Source organism: Anaerocaecibacter muris, assembly GCF_943192945.1.
In the GTDB taxonomy this organism is placed as follows: Bacteria; Bacillota; Clostridia; order Christensenellales; family Pumilibacteraceae; genus Anaerocaecibacter; species Anaerocaecibacter muris.
On the sequence record NZ_CALPCE010000006.1, the window covers coordinates 72958 to 91362 of the forward strand.

The 18405-nt window shown below is 51.8% G+C and carries 16 protein-coding genes and 1 tRNA gene; 11 read left to right on the forward strand and 6 right to left on the reverse strand.

Annotation, left to right across the window (positions count from 1 at the left end):
* Nucleotides 1-167: 167 nt before the first annotated feature.
* The 5 genes from NFR57_RS06815 to NFR57_RS06835 all read left to right on the forward strand — a co-directional run bounded on the left by NFR57_RS06815 (nt 168) and on the right by NFR57_RS06835 (nt 5060).
* A complete protein-coding gene (locus NFR57_RS06815; protein WP_251183092.1) occupies nt 168-899 on the forward strand; it encodes a nucleoside phosphorylase in 732 nt (243 codons plus the stop codon).
* Between the two features lie 167 nt (nt 900-1066).
* The gene (locus NFR57_RS06820; protein ID WP_251183093.1) at nt 1067-2863 is read left to right on the forward strand and encodes a peptidylprolyl isomerase; all 1797 of its coding nucleotides are present in this window, start codon (nt 1067-1069) and stop codon (nt 2861-2863) included.
* 29 nt (nt 2864-2892) lie between these two features.
* Nucleotides 2893-3225: a YbaB/EbfC family nucleoid-associated protein gene (locus tag NFR57_RS06825; protein ID WP_251183094.1), complete on the forward strand. Its 333-nt coding sequence runs from the start codon at nt 2893-2895 to the stop codon at nt 3223-3225.
* Entirely contained in the window at nt 3225-3809 is a 585-nt protein-coding gene (recR, locus tag NFR57_RS06830) for a recombination mediator RecR (protein ID WP_251183095.1), read from the forward strand. Before NFR57_RS06825 ends, recR begins: the two co-directional genes overlap by 1 nt.
* A 78-nt stretch (nt 3810-3887) precedes the next feature.
* Nucleotides 3888-5060 carry a DNA glycosylase AlkZ-like family protein gene (locus NFR57_RS06835; RefSeq protein ID WP_251183096.1) on the forward strand — a complete coding sequence of 391 codons (1173 nt, stop codon included), beginning with the start codon at nt 3888-3890 and terminating at the stop codon, nt 5058-5060.
* Between the two features lie 324 nt (nt 5061-5384).
* Here the strand turns inward: NFR57_RS06835 and NFR57_RS06840 are convergent, their stop codons facing one another.
* Together NFR57_RS06840 and NFR57_RS06845 are read right to left on the reverse strand one after the other, a co-directional pair.
* Nucleotides 5385-6617 (reverse strand): RtcB family protein, encoded by a 1233-nt coding sequence (locus NFR57_RS06840; RefSeq protein ID WP_251183097.1) that lies wholly within the window; start codon nt 6615-6617, stop codon nt 5385-5387.
* 638 nt (nt 6618-7255) lie between these two features.
* Nucleotides 7256-7331: transfer RNA gene (locus NFR57_RS06845), tRNA-Thr, on the reverse strand.
* A gap of 280 nt (nt 7332-7611) precedes the next feature.
* Between NFR57_RS06845 and NFR57_RS06850 the strand changes: the two genes are divergently transcribed.
* Nucleotides 7612-8607 carry a 3'-5' exonuclease gene (locus tag NFR57_RS06850; RefSeq protein WP_251183098.1) on the forward strand — a complete coding sequence of 332 codons (996 nt, stop codon included), beginning with the start codon at nt 7612-7614 and terminating at the stop codon, nt 8605-8607.
* Between the two features lie 134 nt (nt 8608-8741).
* On the opposite strand, the gene NFR57_RS06855 is transcribed toward NFR57_RS06850, so the two are convergent.
* The 3 genes from NFR57_RS06855 to NFR57_RS06865 all read right to left on the reverse strand — a co-directional run bounded on the left by NFR57_RS06855 (nt 8742) and on the right by NFR57_RS06865 (nt 12056).
* Entirely contained in the window at nt 8742-9311 is a 570-nt protein-coding gene (locus NFR57_RS06855) for a hypothetical protein (RefSeq protein ID WP_251183099.1), read from the reverse strand.
* A gap of 43 nt (nt 9312-9354) precedes the next feature.
* The gene (locus tag NFR57_RS06860; protein ID WP_251183100.1) at nt 9355-10347 is read right to left on the reverse strand and encodes an SPFH domain-containing protein; all 993 of its coding nucleotides are present in this window, start codon (nt 10345-10347) and stop codon (nt 9355-9357) included.
* A gap of 80 nt (nt 10348-10427) precedes the next feature.
* Nucleotides 10428-12056 carry a hypothetical protein gene (locus tag NFR57_RS06865; protein WP_251183101.1) on the reverse strand — a complete coding sequence of 543 codons (1629 nt, stop codon included), beginning with the start codon at nt 12054-12056 and terminating at the stop codon, nt 10428-10430.
* Nucleotides 12057-12210: 154 nt separating this feature from the next.
* Between NFR57_RS06865 and NFR57_RS06870 the strand changes: the two genes are divergently transcribed.
* The 4 genes from NFR57_RS06870 (at nt 12211) to NFR57_RS06885 (ending at nt 15290) form a co-directional block, all read left to right on the forward strand.
* Nucleotides 12211-12909 (forward strand): DUF421 domain-containing protein, encoded by a 699-nt coding sequence (locus NFR57_RS06870; RefSeq protein ID WP_251183102.1) that lies wholly within the window; start codon nt 12211-12213, stop codon nt 12907-12909.
* Between the two features lie 105 nt (nt 12910-13014).
* Nucleotides 13015-13731: a histidine phosphatase family protein gene (locus NFR57_RS06875; protein ID WP_251183103.1), complete on the forward strand. Its 717-nt coding sequence runs from the start codon at nt 13015-13017 to the stop codon at nt 13729-13731.
* 27 nt (nt 13732-13758) lie between these two features.
* Nucleotides 13759-14631 carry an NAD(P)/FAD-dependent oxidoreductase gene (locus tag NFR57_RS06880; protein WP_251183104.1) on the forward strand — a complete coding sequence of 291 codons (873 nt, stop codon included), beginning with the start codon at nt 13759-13761 and terminating at the stop codon, nt 14629-14631.
* Nucleotides 14628-15290, forward strand: coding sequence for an HAD family hydrolase (locus NFR57_RS06885; RefSeq protein ID WP_251183105.1), 663 nt, complete (start codon nt 14628-14630; stop codon nt 15288-15290). The genes NFR57_RS06880 and NFR57_RS06885 overlap by 4 nt, the downstream gene beginning before the upstream one ends.
* A gap of 73 nt (nt 15291-15363) precedes the next feature.
* Here the strand turns inward: NFR57_RS06885 and NFR57_RS06890 are convergent, their stop codons facing one another.
* Nucleotides 15364-15870, reverse strand: a complete 507-nt coding sequence (locus NFR57_RS06890) for an amidase domain-containing protein (RefSeq protein WP_251183106.1) — start codon at nt 15868-15870, stop codon at nt 15364-15366.
* Nucleotides 15871-15988: 118 nt separating this feature from the next.
* On the opposite strand from NFR57_RS06890, the gene NFR57_RS06895 reads away from it, so the two are divergent.
* Nucleotides 15989-18235, forward strand: coding sequence for a SpoIIE family protein phosphatase (locus NFR57_RS06895; RefSeq protein WP_251183107.1), 2247 nt, complete (start codon nt 15989-15991; stop codon nt 18233-18235).
* Nucleotides 18236-18405: the final 170 nt, after the last annotated feature.

Genomic DNA, 18405 nt, shown 5'->3' on the forward strand with positions numbered 1-18405 from the left:
TGTTGTCGGCAAATCGGCGCGAGCGGCGCGGGGCGGATAAAGGCTTGCTTTCGGCGGTGAAAAATGTTACAATGTATAAGTAAGCGTATTGCGAAACGTCTGTGCTTTTTTACGGTGTTTCGCAAAATGACGCGCTTGCGGCAAGCACGCCGCGACGAGGTGAATATATGATTAAATTTATCGACGAGCAAGCTATTATTACTCCGTTTTGCGAAAACGTCCAAGCGAACGTTGCAATTACGGCGTTCAGCGATCATACATACGGCGAGCTTTTGCGCGTTACGGGCGCAAAGCCGCGCGCGGTTATAAAAGGCGGTTGCGACGTGGATGTTTTTACGTTCGAGCGCAACGGCAAGCGCATAGCCGTGTATAAAAGTCCCGTCGGCGCGCCCGCGGCGGTTGCGACCATGGAAGAGATAATTGCGGCGGGCGTCGAACACGTCGTGGCGTTCGGTATTTGCGGCGCGCTTGTGCACACTCCGCCGCAAACTTTTATCGTGCCCGACAAGGCGTATCGCGACGAGGGCACGAGCTATCACTATATGCCGCCCACGGAATACATCGATTTGACCAACAGTGCGCGCGTAAAAAAACTGCTCGACGGCAGCGGTATAAACACGCTTGTCGGCGGCACGTGGACGACGGACGGGTTTTACCGCGAAACGCGCACTCGTGCGGACGAATTGAAAGCAAAAGGCTGTATCGCCGTTGAAATGGAGAGCTCGGCGTTACAGGCGGCGGCAAACTTCCGCAATAAACAGTTTTACACGTTTTTCATAACGGCGGACAGCCTTGCGGGCGAGCAGTGGCAACCGAACGACATTTTGGATCTTAAAGCGACCGACTCGACGACAGTCGCCGTCGCCGCGGCAATAAAGCTGGCGGAAGAGTTGGCGTAAATAAACGCATTGCGGCGATCGCTGACAAAACGAGCGGTTTTCGCATATTCGACGACGGCGGAATAAAAACCAAATAAATGGCAAAAACATATTGAAAACGTTTGATTTTTTCCCCGCTGTTTAGTATAATAGCAGGACAAGGTTTAATTGGTATAGGTGTCACAAAAGTGTTTAAACGCATTGTTATAGGAATATTGACTTTCGTGCTGGCGGCTTTGGGGCTGTGCGGCTGTTCTTTCTTTACGCACGATACGGAGCGCGACTTACAACAAAAAGTTGCTTATGTAAAGCCATACACCATCACCAATTCGGTCATGGAAGGCGAGGGCGACGACCAGCAGATAAAGGTTGTCGAATATGCCACGTCGGGCAAAACCGTATACAAACGCGATCTTGTAGAGTACGTAAACAACAATGCGAGCAACCTTTCCCAGTCGTTCACCGACCCGAAAGCAATGTACAATTACGCGTTGAGCATGCTCGTAAACGTAGAGCTTGTCACCAACGAAGTGGATGCGCTTATAGACTGCGGCAAGGTGGAGTGGACGCAAGCCGAATCCAATACCGTCAAAAAGAGCATTTATTCCATTATCGACAATACGCTTACTTCCATTAAAAACGAAATACTGTCCAACCGCGGGCAGGAAGAAATAAACACCGATAACGACAGCGTAAATTCGGAAACTACCTATCCCGTAAAGCCCGACGCCGATGAGGACGACGATTTTTCGGATATAGAGGATATTCCCGCAGTCAAGCCTTGGAACCCGAGCGAATCCAAATACCCCGGCATACACGGCGACGACGATACGCGGTCGCTCGAACGCGAGGCAATGCGGCGTTTCGTCGCGTTGGTCAAAGACCGCGTCAACGACGATTTCCGTTTAAACCAGCCCGAGCGCAAGTGGCTCAAATCCAAAATCGACAACGAAATAAAGGCGCTCGACCGCCTTATCAATACCGAAGGTATCGTCGCGGTATATCCCAAAATCGGCGATTACAGCTATCCCATGACGGAGAGCGAAAGCGAATTTGGTTATATAATGTATTATATAAGCGGCGAATCGCTCGAACGCTCGCAAAAGATCACTTCGTTGCAGTCCTATCTTACCGAGGGCGTGACGGTGGACGATGCGGAAATTACGCGCGACTTTGAATCCAAGCTCAACGAGCAACGCAGTCTGTACAGCACGGACGTAGCGGCTTATAACTCCGCAATGTCGGACGACTCGACCACTGTGTTGTATCACCCCAACAACAATTATTTCTATGTTAAGCATATCTTGTTGCCGTTCTCGGACGAACAAAAAGACGCGCTTGCACAGTATAAAAAACGTCCCGAGGTCGCGGGCGCGCAGGAAGACGACCAAAAACAGCTTATAGCGGAATACAGAGCGCGCCTTGCCGAGGCTATAACGTGCTATCCTCACGAGAACGGCGAAGACGATCTTTCCCGTCCCATGACGGTGGAACAGGTCATGTCGCATGTTCAGTCGGTCATGCGCCCGCTCGAAGCCAACGTTGCGCGCGCGGACGTCACGTTCGACGACTTGATTTATCTTTACAATACCGACCCCGGCGCGTTCGGAAACAACAAGGGCTATGTCGTTAAGTACGAGCTCGACGAGGGCGAGGATGAAACGTATATGCAGGAGTTCGCGGACGCGGCGCGCGACATGCGCGACAATATTTCCGTCGGGCAGGTTTACGGCGAGCCTGTTATAACGGATTACGGCGTACACATTATGTATCTTGCATCCGTCACCAAAATAGGCGCGGTGTCCATCAACGACTACACCACCCCCGGCAGACTGGAAACTTATTTCGACGTGTTTGAAAAACCCGTGCGCGCCAAGCGCGAGGAGAACGCATATAATATTTGGGAACGCAATGTTTTGTCGTATAATTATAACAAGTATACCGAAACGTACACCGACAACTTCTCCGATCTTTGGGAAGACTAATCGGCGCGTAAACAGACAAGGAGTTTATTATGGCAAGGTTCGGCGGATATAACCGCGGCGGTGGCGGCGGTATGAACATGCAACAAATGATGCAACAGGCGCAAAAGTTGCAAGAGCAAATGGCGCAGGCTAAAGAGGAGCTCGAAGACGCGCGCGTAACGGGCACTGCGGGCGGCGGCGCGGTAACGGTAACCATTTCCGGCAGTAAGCGGTTTATTTCCGTACAGATCAAACCCGAAGTAGTCGATCCCGACGACGTGGAAATGCTGGAAGACCTTATCACGGCGGCGGCTAACGAGGCTTATGCCGAAGCGGACGAACTTGTCAAAAACAGCCCGCTATCGCAACTCGGCGCGTTTTAATGAAAGAAATAAAGAGTATAGCGGCGTTGGCAAGTCGTTTCGGCATGCTCCCCGGCGTCGGCAGAAAGACCGCGTTGCGTTATGCGCACGCGGTTATAGATTTTACGGAACAGGACGTCGAAGCGTTTTGCGCCGCGCTTAAAGAAGTAAAAAACAGCGTAAGGCTGTGTAAGGTGTGCGGGAATTACACCGACGACGAGGTGTGCGACTTGTGCGCGTCGCGGCAGACCAAGCAAATTTGCGTGGTGTCCTATCCCAAGGACGTGACGGCGATAGAACGAACGGGCGCGTTCGACGGGGTGTATCACGTACTCCACGGCACGCTTTCGCCCATGAATAACCGCACGCCCGACGACCTCAATATTAAGTCGCTGTTGCCGCGCTTAAGCGACGCGGAAGAAGTTATTATTGCGACCAATCCCGACGTCGAGGGCGAAGCTACGGCGGTATACCTTGCTCGACTTTTAAAGCCGCTCGGCGTAAAAGTCACGAGAATAGCGCAAGGCATATCTATGGGATCGGAACTCGAATACGCCGACGCGGTCACGCTCTCGCAAGCGTTGGGGCGGCGTACGGCTTTATAATACATAATATACGACGTCAAACGTCGTATTTTTATGCGCGTAAACGACGCAGGTGCGCGCAAGGATACGGGAGAAAAATTGACAGAGATCACAAAAGAACAGTTGCGCGATTTTTATATCAATTATCACGGGTTCGTCGAGTTTTTCGAGCTTGACGGGCAGTCTGCGATTTCGCATATTTTCGAGCGTATTAAATCCGTGCAGTACGATCCGCTCAACATAATCGGCAGAAACGCCGAGCTCGCAATGTTTTCGCGCAATAAAAACGTGACGCGCGAGGATTTATTTGCGGCATTGTATGACAGACGCGAGCTTGTTGACGGCTGGGATAAGATGATGTGTATATTTCAGTCGGCGGAGTTTGAAAAGTTTAAGTATGTGCGCGACGAATCCGCACGGCAGTATAGGACGGTTATGAGCCGGCGCGGACAGGACGATTGTCACGCCGCAACGGAAGATATTTACGGGTATTTGGCGCGCAACGGCGAATCGTCGGTCACGGATATACCGTCGCCTAAAACAAATAACGGTGGGTGGGGTCCGTCAAAGGTCGCGGGCGTATGTTGCGAATATCTGTGGAACAGCGGGCGAATAACGGTTGCGCGTAAAAAGGGTGTAGTCAAATCGTTCGACACGACGGAGCGGTTGTTGGGCAAGGACTGGCAGGCAAACGAGTTTTCGGACTTCGACGAATTTTTGCGCTGGTATGTAAAACGTCGCGTCCAATCGGTGGGCGCGGCATGCGGCAAAAACGGCGGCGCATGGCTGGGCATATACGTTGACGACAAAGAGTTGCGCGAACGCGCTATCGCACAGCTTGTAGAGCTTGGCGAATTGTTGCCGATAGCGGTCGAGGGTGTAAAGAATACATATTATATCCCGCGCGGCGCGGAGCGGTTTTTATCTCCGTCAAAAAACGAGCGCGCGGTGTTTGTCGCGCCGCTCGATAATCTGATATGGGATAGGGCGAGCATAAAAAGCGTGTTCGACTTCGATTACAGTTGGGAGGTGTACGCGCCCAAAGTCAAGCGTAAGTACGGCTATTACGTATTGCCTATAATAATAGGCAATCGCTTTGTCGGCAGAATAGAGCCTGTGCTCAACAAGGCAAAAACGGAATTGCATGTGCAAAACATTTGGTTTGAAGACGGGTATACCGCGAGTGCGGATGACTTGCAAAAGATAACAGATGAAGCAAAACGCTTGGCATCGTTCCTAAACGTCGAAGCCGATATAAATATCCGCGTGTAGAAATAAAATCACCTTTTAAATTTGCAGCCCTCGCTGTGTTTGCGGTATCCGCGCCACGGACTCCAACTTGTCATTTGCGCCTCCTTTTTTGCGGTTGTAATTATCTGTTAGATAAACTGTCGATATACAGTCCGTCTATTTACCTGTGAAAATCGGTCTAAAAGCAATGACGCTTTTAGACCGATACGCTTGTGTGTGTTTTACGAAATCTCGCGTTTTTATAGATGTGTGCTACAAAATCTCGTTTTTCTGTATTTTGAATCGCTTTACCTTAATATGGTCTGCAGGCGTTTTATATGCTGCGCAACATCTATATCCGTTTTTTTATTTCCCCGACGCCTTTTTGCCGAACGATACTTCTTCGCTCGCCTTAAAGTTATATATCGGTTTGATGCGCTTGACTATCTCAACTGTCGGATCGACGTTATCCACGATGTCGTCAATCGTTTTATACGCCATAGGGCTTTCATCCAATGTGTTAGGGTTTACCGACGTCGTGTAAATGCCCGACATCTCTTTTTTGAACTCTTCCATGGTAAGCGTTGCTCGCGCTTTGCCGCGGCTCAATATCCTGCCCGCGCCGTGCGGTGCGCTTTGATTCCAATCGTTGTTCCCTTTGCCTACGCAGATAAGCGAGCCGTCGCGCATGTTTATAGGTATAAGCAGTTTCTCGCCCTTACGCGCCGACACCGCTCCTTTGCGCAGTATCATATTGTCCGTATCGATATAATTGTGTATGGTGGTGAATTGCTCAACCACGGTCAACCCCAAGCCGCGCACGATTTCATCTACCATTGCTTGTCTGTTCAGTACGGCAAAGCGTTGCGTTATCTTCATATCGTGAATATAATCGTCAAACAGTTCGTCTTCGACGTATGCCATATCTTGCGGCACTTCCGACTGCTTATTCTTTGCCGCTTGTATCTCTTTTTCTATTTCTTGCGCGCGACCTTCCGCTTTAAGCTTCTTTATTATTTCTTGCAGTTGCGATTGCGAGTTGCCGCATAATCTGCGGTAACCTTCGTTTTGATAGAGTTCGGCTATCTCTTTACCCAAGTGACGACTTCCCGAATGGACGACGATATAAATATTTCCGTCATCGTCTCTGTCTGCCTCTATAAAGTGATTGCCGCCGCCGAGCGTACCGAGACTGACATAAGCCAAGTCCGTATTTACCTGTTTCGCGCAACAAAGCTCGGAAAGGTCTATCTGCTGTGTGTATCCGTGAGGTTTATCACGGTAGTTGAATCCCGACGGTATTCTCGTGTATATCAATTTATCCAGCGCGGCAAGATCGATATTCTTTTCTGCAATGCGCACAAGCTCCATTCCACACCCTATATCCACGCCGACCATATTCGGCACGATCTTGTCCGTTATCGTCATTGTCGTGCCTATCGTACAGCCTGCGCCTGCGTGTACGTCGGGCATTATACGGATTTTCGATTGCTTAAACACGGGCGAATCGCACATCGCTTGTATCTGCGCAACCGCTCCGTCGTCTACCACGTCGGTGTATATTTTCGCTTCGTTATATTTGCCATGAATGATTTTCATTGCTTATGCGCTCTCCCTTTTATGCCATTATACCATTTCGTAACGATTTTAGCAAGACAAACAACGGCTTACTTTACCTTTTTCATTGCTTTCCGCGCAATGAAAAACAGTACCGTCACAATTACGGCCGGTACACCGAAATATAACGCAACTATTCCCGGCGGCGTGAAATAACTTGCCAATTTTCTCAGTTGCATTGCGGCTGGCAATATACCCGTCGCTTCGCGCTTCGGGACTGTTCGGCTTGTATACTTGCTTATAGCCTTCTTTCGTGTAGTATGACCTGTGTCTTTTGGCAAACATATCGAGAGTACCTCCTTTATAGATTTTTACTCTTTCAGTATAGCATTTTGCGGCGCGTTTGTAAAGAACAAGGTGGGTTTATTTCGTTACACCTTTGTTTTGTATTCTTTGTTCAAATCTTGTCGGGGGATACTTTTAGTAGTGGCAAGCAAGAGTGTGTTTGACGAAAAATTTTCACTGTTTTCCAAATAAAAAATGACCGCGAACGGCATATTTTCCGTACTCGGTCATTCGTTTTTTGTTCGTCAGCTGTATTTCGGGCAAAAATTCCCCAAAAACGCCCCAAAAACGTGAAAATCGGTCTAAAAGCAATGACGCTTTTAGACCGATACGCTTGGAGCTACTGGGCGGACTCGAACCGCCGACCTGCTGATTACGAATCAGCTGCTCTACCAACTGAGCCACAGTAGCATAAGTAATGATATTAAATTGTGTGTCGGCGGTGAGGAACCGCCGCAGTCCGCTACTGTAAATAACAAGTAGCGTCTTTATAATTTGCGCTATATTAAATGAAATAACACAGCTTGAATAATATATCACAATTAAATTATATTGTCAAGGGATTTAATCGGATTTATTTTGCGTCGATTAAATAGGCGGTAAGCGCGGTGTGTGATTTTACAAATTTGATAAGATGTGATATAATTACGTTATGGTTAAAGTCGGTTATGCGGCTTTACGGGAGAAGCGTATGGATTATTTGTATTTCGACATAGAGTGTTGCGACGGGAATCATATTTGTTCGTTCGGGTACGTGCTTGCGGACGAGAAATTTTGCATTGCCCGAAAGGACGATATTCTCATGGATCCGCAAATGCCGTTCAAGCTGGGTCGGGACAACTTTGACCCGTCCGTAAAGCTCGCGTACACGGAGGACGAGTTTCGCCGTCACGCGCCGTTTAAAGAAGTTTATCCGAAAATACACGAGCTGTTGTCTGCGCCCGAGCGGCGGCTATTCGGTCATAGCGTAGCGTCCGATATAAAATATCTTAACACCGCATGCGAGCGATACGGGTTGCCCAAGATCGACATTATCGCTTACGACACGCAAAAGATTTACAAGCAGGTCGCTCGCGATAAAGACATGAGCAAGCTCGAAAGCATTATGGAAAAGCTGTCCGTCGATATTTCGCATTTGGCGGAGCACAAGAGTTGCGACGACGCGGAAATGACCATGCTTGCGGTCAAGGCTATGTGCGACCGCAATTCGTGTTCCGTCGAACAACTGTTATCGGCGCATGTCAACTGTGTTGTCGATAGGGAAAAGATGGCGATCGCCGAACTCGATTCAAAGGTGAACAAGGCTATAAAAAATCTTAAACGGTATTACAAAGAAAGCCGCGATTGGGAACGGTTCAGACTGTCGGACGGGTTTAAACTTTTGTATGCGGACAAACTGGAACGGCTGACGGAATACATATTTCGCGCGGGCTATGCGCTTACCGTCAACGGCACGCGGTTCGATTATTACGTTGCCGATAATAAAACCGCAGACGACGAAATCCCCGAGGAAGTCAAAATAATCGGGACGTCCGAATTCCTTAAAATGATAGACGTGCAAATCACCGACGACGGCGAACTTAAAGTCGGCGATGACGACGGTAGCGCAAACGCGTTTAAACGGTTTTTCGAGCAAGCCGCAACCTGTTCGGACAAAAAAATCGCGCACTGCAAAAACAGACGATAGGCTTATTATATTTTACAACATAAAAAGCCGCCCGCAATGAAAATCCCCCCAAAAGTTAGACAAAACTTTTGGGGGGATTTTCACAAAGGACGGCTTTTAACATATAAATATTTTGCCGTTTTGTTTGCGCGGCGTTATTCTGTTTCGCCGTCGGGCGCGAGTTCGATTTTTGCCGAGTACGCGCGTTGCAAGATAAGACATTGCGATTTTAGTGCGGGGCGACGCAAAAAGAGGCTGTCCACGGCTTCCCAAATGAATACCCATGCGGCAATTTCCAAAACCGTCTTTACATATGCGTTATCGAACACGTAATGCACGGCGAACAGTATGGACAGCGTGATAATTCCGAACGTAGTCATAATAAGCGAGAACAGAGTGTTGCGCGTCACCTTTTTTCGCGCCGCGACATATTCGGTGCGATAGTTGCTTTTGAACAATGCGGAAATTTGTTCGGCGGACAAATCGCAATCGCCGTGGACGACTATCGTCGGAACTTCGCCGAACGGCACGGTTTTGCACTTGTCGCAAACGTATTCGCTCAATCCGACGTTAAGTTCTCCGTCCGAAAACGCGTACTCCAAAAACAGTTGATCGCGCGAAGTGAGTTTTATATGGATTTTGTTTGTTGCCCGCGCGTTTTCCGCTTCGGCTTCGTCGTGTATTATTTTTTTATCGAGCTCGCGCAAATTTTTGGATATAAACATGTATCGTCCTCTTTTACGGTTTGGGTTGTGCGGCGTTGCGTCGTTACGACAGTTTATGCCCGCACTCGGCGCAAAACTTTGTTTCGGGCGGGACTTGCGCACCGCATTCGGGGCAGTATTTTTTGACGGGCGCGCCACATTCCGGACAAAACTTTGCGCCTGCGTCAATCTGTTTTTTGCACGCCGCGCACAGCTTTGTTTCGGGCGCGGTTCCGGTTGTGTTTTGCGGCATGTCCTTGCCGAGCGACATGCCCACGCCCATGCCGAACACCGTTCCCGCCGCGCCGTGTTTTGCGGCTTCTTTCAGCGCGTCGGCTTGCGCGAGCTTTGCGTACACGTCTGTGTTGTCGCGCATGATGCCGAGCCGCGCGTTTTGGTCGATTGCCTTTTCGAGTTCGGGCGGCACGGACAGGTTTTCTATATCGAACGCGGTCACGGTAATGCCCAGTTCCGCGCAACGCTGTGCGGCGGACGACAGAACGCGCTCGCTCAATGCTTTATAGCTCGCCGTCAAGTTTTTCAACGTAACTCCGCATTCCGCGAAAGCCGACGATATTCCGCCGACGAGCAGGGCGCGAAGCGCGTCGGTTGCGGTGCGCGCCGAGCAATAGTCGGAGAAACCTGCGATTGTTTTCAGAAACAGCGCGGGGTCGGTTATTTTAAACGAATACGACCCGTTGCCGCGCAGACGCACAATGCCGAGTTCGGTATTGACGGGCACGGGATTGGACGTGCCCCAGCGCACCGCCGAAAATTCTTTTGTGTTTACAAAGTAGACTTCGGACTTGAACGGCGTTTCAAACCCGTACTTCCACGCCAGCAGTTTTGTAATTACGGGCAGACTGTCGGTATCCAGTTTGTACATACCCGCGCCGAAAACATCCGCCGCTCTGCCTTTGTCGCAAAACACAGCCGCTTGCGTTTCGCGCACGGTCAGCGTAGAACCCTTTTTAATTACATTGCCCTTTGTATCGTATTTTAATGCGATACAGTCGTCGTACATGACAGGCACGTCTATGTTTTTGAGAATTCCCATAACAACCTCCGTTGTGTGTTTGTTGATTCGGTTTAATCTATGCGCAAGATTTTGCCGTCGAAATAATCTCGGCGCGCATATCAGTTAAACTGCATGGTGCGCACGGCGTGCTCGAACACGGGCGCCCAGAACCATCTGTCCTTGCTCAAACAGTTCCACGAGCCTATGCCTTGTTGTCCGTTATGCGAAAAGAAGAACATTGCGTTATATATGCCTTGATCGATAGCGGCGGTAATGAAGTTTATAAAGAATATATTTTGCGGGTCGGTTATTTTAATCGCTTCGTCGAAGCGCGCGCCGACAAAGCTGTTTTTCAGTATGCCGAGCATTTGTTGTCCAAACGCGAACACGTCTTTTTCTTCCAGTCTGCCGATTATGTTTAACGTGAGATTTACTTTCGAGTCGGGCGTGGTGTAAATGAACTTGGGCGCGTTGGTCGGATATTTTATGCGCCTTACTTCGTCCGACATTACGATAAAGTTTTTGGGCATGACCGCGGTAATCGCGCCGTCCGCAATGCTCGCTCGCACAAACTTGACGTCGGGCAACGTTTCGCCCTCGGGCATATCCGCGCGGATCGATTCGTAGTTAAGCCCGTATACGCCGTCCGACAGCGCGTTGCCGTTTACGGCGAACGTCGTGCCGCAAGCCGTGCAATAAGCGGTTTTGCCGTCTGCGTCGAGCTTGACGGGCGAGCCGCACTGCGTGCAAATAAGCGCTTCCGTATCCCTGCCGCGACGTATTATTATTTTGCCGTTCGATTCGTGCGTTTGCGCGTTGCCGCATGACGGGCATATGCCGTCCGCGTTAAGCGCTCCGCCGCACAGGTCGCAAACATTGCCTTTTAGTCTGCCGCTTTCGTCTACGTCTATGTCGAGCGATACGTCCGATATAATTTTAACACGGTCGTCTTTTGGCGCGACGGGTTTGTTTTGCGCATTGCCGTAACGGTAGACGCGCGATCCGTTTGAAATGACTTCGCCGTTTTGTATGCCTTGTTTTTGCGCTATTTCCGTCATAAGTTCCGCAACGTTGTTTTCGACGGCTTTGAGCGCGGCGGCGGCGTTTTTGCCGCGCAGATACGCGATGTAAACCGATTCGGGATCGGTTTCGCGCCCGTTGAGTTCGGTATAATGCAAAAGCACTTCGTAAGCCGATTTGTAATCGCAAAAGCCTTTGCCTGCGGGTTTGAGTTCCGCCGTAAACGAAAACAGCCGCTCTTTTACGGGCGCGACGGCGAGGTCGAGTAGGTCGGACAAAACTTTGCGGTCTATGTCGTCAATCAGTTCGGAATTGCGCTTGTACGCTTTATTGAGGCTGTTGTGCGCGGACTTGCTGTTTTTCTGTTCCATGACGGCATAGGAAAAGTATTCTTTTTCTTCGTCTTTGTAAATGCTTTTTTTGTAGCCGAACAGGAACGCCCCGACAATCGCCGCTTCGTAACAGTGATTGTAAACCGCGCGTTCGAGATACTTTATGTCGTTTGCGTCGAGAACGTTGTCGTTAAGGCGTTTGCTTATGTAATGCGCGCACGCCGCGTCGTCGCCGTTTTCCGTAAGCGTCAACAGTTGTTCCGCGCTCGCGTTCATATAAAAATCCAAACGGGCGTCCGCGGCTTGAACTTCGTCGCGCAGCTGTTGCACAAACTCTTCCGCAACGTCTTCGCGACCGTTTTCGATCATGTCTTTTATTTGTTTATTGCCGAACATAAAACGCTCCTATAAACGGATATTCGTATTATACTACCGCGCTTGCCGTTTGTCAATGCCGCGGCAATCTGTCAATCGCACAAAAATTCGCAAGCGCAACCGCGCATAAAAACGCGCTCGTTGAAAGATAAAATATAAAGGAGGATTAACCGTTATGTTCGGAATACAACCTATTTTCTGGGTGCTGATAGATTCTGCGGTTGCGTTTTTGTACCTGTTTATAATTTCCAAAATTTTGGGCAAAAAGCAAATCGCGCAGCTGGAATTTATAGACTACACGGTCGGTATATCGCTTGGATCGATTGCGGCGGAAATGGCGACCAACACGGAAGTGCCGTTTTACTTCTTTTTGATCGCAATGACGATATTCTTTGCGCTCGCGCTACTCGTCGCGATAATCGGGCGCAAAAACACGTTTTTAAAACGCTTGCTTAAAGGCAAGCCCGCGACGCTCGTTTACGACGGCAAGATAAACTACAAAGAACTTAAAAAGAACAAAATCGATGTGAACGATTTGCTTTCCATGTTGCGCGAAAAAAATTACTTCGATATTGCAGACGTTGCGTATGCCGTATTCGAGCCGAGCGGCGAGCTGTCCGTTCTGCCCGTCGGCGCGCAAAAGCCCGTCGTCATGGAGGACGTGGACAAAAGCAAAGTCGAAAAAGCCGAGCTTACGGATGTTCTTATCGTTGACGGCGCGGTGTCGTATTCGGGTTTGTCGGAAATAAACAAGGACGTCGATTGGCTGTTTTCGCGGTTGAAAATCAAGCAAAAAAAGGACTTGCAAAACATTATACTCGCTGTGTATGACGACAAGCAGGATAAGTTTAACGTGCATTATAAAAATCAATAGCCTTTTGCGCAACGCCTTGCGCGCGGCAATTACCTTGACAAAAACGGGGATATGCGGTAAAATACCGATACGCCCCGTTTTAATTTTGTCGGGGCGCGGAGCGACATGAAACTTATTTTTATCAGGCACGGCGATCCCGATTACGTTCACGACACCGTTACGGCGCGCGGCGTAAAGGAAGCGCAAGCTCTTAACAAACGCGTTGCGCAATGGAATGTTGATAGATTCTACTGTTCGCCGCTCGGCAGGGCGCGCGATACCGCAGCGCTCGCGCTTGAAGGATCGGGCAACGACGTTACCGTCGAGCAATTTTTGCGGGAATTTTACGTGCAAATTACCGACCCGCTTACGGGCAAAAATCGCATACCTTGGGACTTGTTGCCGTCGTATCGGACGACGGTTGCCGAGCTGTGCGACAAGGACGGATGGCAGGACGCGCCGCTGTACCGCACGGGCGACGTCGCGGCGCAACGCGAACTCGTTGTTTCGGGGATAGACGGAATACTTGCCGAATACGGCTACAAGCGCGACGGCGAGTTGTATCGCACCGACAAGGGCAACGACAAAACGCTGGTTTTCTTTTGTCACTTGGGCGTGCAGTTCGTCATACTGTCGCACCTTTTGGGCGTGTCCGCGCCCGCGCTTTGGCACGGCTTTTTCGTCGCGCCGACGTCGGTGACTACGGTGGCGACCGAGGAGCGCGAGGCGGGAACGGTTGCGTTTCGCTGTAAGGGAGTGGGCGACGTTTCGCATTTGTACGCGGCGGGCATAACCCCGTCCGATTCGGGATTTTTCGATGAAGTTTACCGCGCGGATAATTAGCGCGGCGCACGCAGACGGGGCGGAATTATGGAAAACATTTACGACGTTATTATAATAGGCGGCGGACCTGCGGGCGTTTCCGCGGCGTTGTACGCTATGCGCGGCGGGCTTGCTACCGCCATTATACACAGCGGCGCGTCCGCATTGCACCGCGCCGAGCGCATAGAAAACTATTACGGTTCGGGTGCGCTGTCGGGCGCGGATCTTTACGATCGCGGCATAGAGCAAGCGCGGGCGTTGGGCGTTGCCGTTATCGACGGACAGGCGACGTTTGCGCAGACCGACGGCGAAGTTTTTACGGTAAGCGCGACCGTCGGAGAGTACAAAGCCAAGCGGCTCGTCGTGGCGACGGGCGCGGCGCGCAAGACCGTGGATATAGCGGGGCTTAAAGATTACGAAGGCAAGGGCGTGAGTTATTGCGCCGTGTGCGACGCGTTTTTCTACCGCAAAAAGCGAGTGGGCGTGATCGGCGCGGGCGAGTTTGCCGAGCATGAATATTCGGCGATTAAAAACGTCGCGGGCGCGACGTATTTGTTGACCGACGGCGAAACGCCGAGCTTTACTGCGGACAACGTCGCGACCGACAGGATAGCGCGCGTGATCGGGCGCGACGGCAGAGTGGGCGGCGTGGCGTTCGAGGACGGAACGGAACTCGAACTCGACGGATTGTTTGTCGCCGTCGGGGTTTTGGGCAGCGGTGCGATAGCAAAGAGCATAGGTGCGTTTACCGACGTCAACGGCGCGATAATAACGGACGAAAAAGGCATGACCAACGTTGCGGGGCTGTACGCCGCGGGCGATTGTACGGTTGGGGTCAAGCAGGTGGGTAAGGCTGTCGCCGACGGCATGACGGTGGGCATTGCGCTTATAAACGATTTAAAACGCGGCGGCAAAAAGTGAGCGCGTTGCCCGCAAATATCCGCGCGGCAATATTCGACCTCGACGGCACGCTGTTCGATTCGGTCGGGTTGTGGCACGAAATAGACGATATATTTTTGAGCAAGCGCGGGCTTGTTCCGACTGCCGAATACAGGCGCGCGATAGCGGCGATAGGGTTTCGCGCAACGGCGGAGTTTACGGTAGAATATTACAAGCTCGACGACACTCCCGAAACGCTTATGAACGAGTGGACGGAGCTTGCGCGCGAAGCATATGCGACCACCGTAAAGACGTTCGACGGCGTGCGCGAATACTTGACGGCGTGCGCGGCGGCGGGAATTAAGATAGCCGCGGTCACAAGCCTGCACAGCGAGTTCGCCCGAGCGTGTTTGAAAAACAACGGCATATCCGAATATTTTTCGCACATATTCACAACCGACGAAATAGGATTTAAAAAATCGTCGCCCCTGATTTACGAACACGCGGCGCGCGTTTTGGGTGTTAGTCCGCGCGACTGCGTCGCTTACGACGACGTGCCGATTGCCGTAAAAGCGGCAAAGGCGGCGGGCATGACGACTGTCGCCGTCGAGGGCGTTTTGTTCGACAAAGCGGAGTGCGTCGGCGCGGCGGATTATATAATAGTGTCAATCAAAGACGCGCCTGCGTTCGCGCGCAAGTAATTTTACATTGGCTTATAACAACTCCTGTGCCGAATAGACGTGTGGCGCGGGAGTTTTTTGTATTGTCGCATATCTATTTTCTGTAACCCAAAATATGCAAAGCTCGGTATTGGCGCGCGTTATACGACGACAGCGTGCGATCGAGCGCGTCGTAAGTGTGCGCAGCGATAAGTATGTCGTCCTCGGTAATTTTGCCGCGCGAGCGCGGTCGGATAGCGACGGCGACGGGCGAGTGGAAAAAGTCGCCGCGCCCGTCGCCCAGTTGAATAACGTCGCCGACTTCCGCCTGTTCGAGCGGAACGACTTGGGCGAACGGTCCGACCCCGTCGTTGCCGACGAGAAAGTTGTGCAAAAACTGAACGCCCGTCCACGACGGCGTGCGGTCGCTCGCGGAGCGGTAAAACCAGCCGTACAGCGGCAAATAGTTCATAACGCCGCAACCCGCATAAATGCACTGCGACGCGAAGTTTGTACAGTCGCCGCCTATGTCGTTAAAATCGTAAAACGCGGGGTTTCTGCCGAGCGCCCATTTGCGAGCGTAAGCAGCGGCGGCGGCGCGATCGTAAGCGTAAACGTTCATGCTATCGGTATATGACGCGACAGCGTGCGGCGTGCGATCGAGCGGTTATCTTTTTTTCGCCGTTATTTACCAAAGCCCGACATAATAACCGTTCGCGCGTATGGTATTGTTTGTATATATGAAAAAGTCCGTGAAGCCCGTCGAGTTACTGTCCGCGGCGGTTTTGCTTATCGTATGTTGCGGCGGCAAGGTTTACGCCGTCACGCCGTTCGGCACGCCCATGTTCTGCGCGCTGTCGGGCGCGTTCTTTATAGGTTTTGTCGCGCCGGTTTATTTATTGTGCGCGTTCCTTTTTACGTTTGAAGTATGGCGATTGTACACTGCGGGCGCGGTAATCTTTATTATGGCGGTTAGGTGGTTTGCGGGGCTTAAACTCCCGCGTTGCGACAGATACGTCGCAAAAACGCTGTTCTCGATAGCGGCGATAGTCACCGAAACCGCGCTGTCGGGTTTGTTCATGCACATAACGACGGCGGTAATAACGGGCGTTATCTCGGTCATGTTTTATTACTTTGCGGCAAAGGCGGCGGAGTGCGCGCGCACGCGGTTTGCGCGGAAGTTCGACCCGACCGAAGCCGCGGCTATGTGCGTGACGCTTATTGTCGCGGGGCTTGCGTTCGGCAGAGCGCAAGCGGACGTGTTTTTGATAGGGCTTGCGCCCGCGACGTTGCTCGTGTTGTTGCTTGCGGTTATGAACGTCAAGTTCGCGCTGTGCGGCGGCGCGGCTGTCGCTCTTGGGTTGGGGCTTAACGCCGACGTCGCGCTCGCGCCTGCGTTCATGGCGTTCGTACTGACGGCGGTCGCGTTTTCGCGGTTGCCGCGCGCCGTGTATGCCGTTACCGCGATAGGCGTGTACGCCGCAGTCGCAGTGCTGTTTTTTACCGAGCCGATAATTATCGGCTGGAACGCGCTTATGATGACGGCGGGCGCACTGCCGTTTTTCATACTGCCGCGGCGCGCCGTCAGAAAGGTGGGCGCGTATTTCGATTTCGACGGGTCGGCGCGGCTTGCCGTGCGGCATTACATAAATCGCACAAAGGCGGACGCGGGGAATCGCATGCTCGCCGTATCGTCGGTATTCGACGAAACGGCTCGACTGATGAACGCGTTTTCCGCGCCGGTGCCCGACTATTGCGCCGTGGGCGCGGCGCTCGCGGACAGGGTGTGTCCGTACTGTCAAAAGTACGGCGACTGCGATCGCGAAAAAGCAACGGCGGCGTTTACGGCGCTGGCGGAACGCGCGCACGCGGGCAGGGCGATACTGTCCGACCTGCCGCAATTCTTTACCGAAAGTTGCGCGCGCACGGTGGACGTGATTAACGCCGCGGACGCGGTTACGGACGGCGCGCGCGAGCGCGCGCGGGAACGCGAGAGCGAGGACAAAGCCAAAGCCATAGTGACCGAGAGGCTTACCGCCATAAAAGACGTGCTCGAAGAATTGGGCAAAAGTCAGGCGTTGCCCGTCGGGTTCGACGGCATTGCGGAGGACAAGATAGTCGCGGAGCTTAACGGCAACGGCGTGGAGTGCGCGGAGGCGTTTTGCACGCGCGAGGGCGTTACGGCGGTTGTGCGCACGCAGTCCGCATCGCGCGAAAAAATACGCAGAGCGGTCAGCGCGTGTTTGAAACGCGATTACGAAGTGACGGCGGTGGACAAAACGCAGGCGGCGGGTTGGAGCGTCGCAACGCTCAAAAAACGCCCCGCTTACGAAGCCGTTTACGCACGGGCGGGGCTGGGCAAAAACGGTATATCGGGCGACAGCTATACGTTCGAGCGCATAGGCGATAAGTTTTTGGCGGCGTTGCTGGACGGCATGGGATCGGGCGCGCAGGCGAGCGAAAGCAGCGGCGCGGCGGTGGAACTGATTAGCTGTTTTTACCGCGCGGGGTTCGATTCGCAGTCCGTGCTCGCGGGCGTCAACAGGTTTTTAAAACTGCCTGCAACCGAAAACTATTCCGCCGCGGACGTAGTGGTGTGCGACCTCGACAACGCGACGACGGACATAATAAAAATAGGTTCGCCGCCGTGCTATATAAAGACGACGGACACAGTTCTAAAAATAGAAGGCAGTTCTCTGCCGATAGGCGTGCTCGACGAAATGCGTCCTTTCGTCACTACAAAAAGAATGTACCCCAATCAAATGCTTATAATGGTCACGGACGGAGTGAGCGATTGCTTTGCGGGCGACGAGTTGCCCGAGTTCATAAACGGGCTGTCGGCGTTTAATCCCGAAAAAACGGTAAACGCAATACTCACCCGCGCGCTCGCGCTGTCGGGCGGCACGCCCAAAGACGATATGACCGCGATAGCTTTTCGCCTGTTCGACGCGCCCAAAAAGAAAAAACAAACGGAATTAAATATATAAAGACAAATCCCGCCCCGTGCATGAGTTTATGCGCGGAGCGGTTTTTATTGCACGGTTTTGTTTTGTATTACTGTTATTACGTTGAACATTACCCATAACGGCGCGCGGCGAGACGCGGTTTTTTTGCGCGAGAAGGGCGCGGAACAAATATAAATTTCGTCCGCATTATC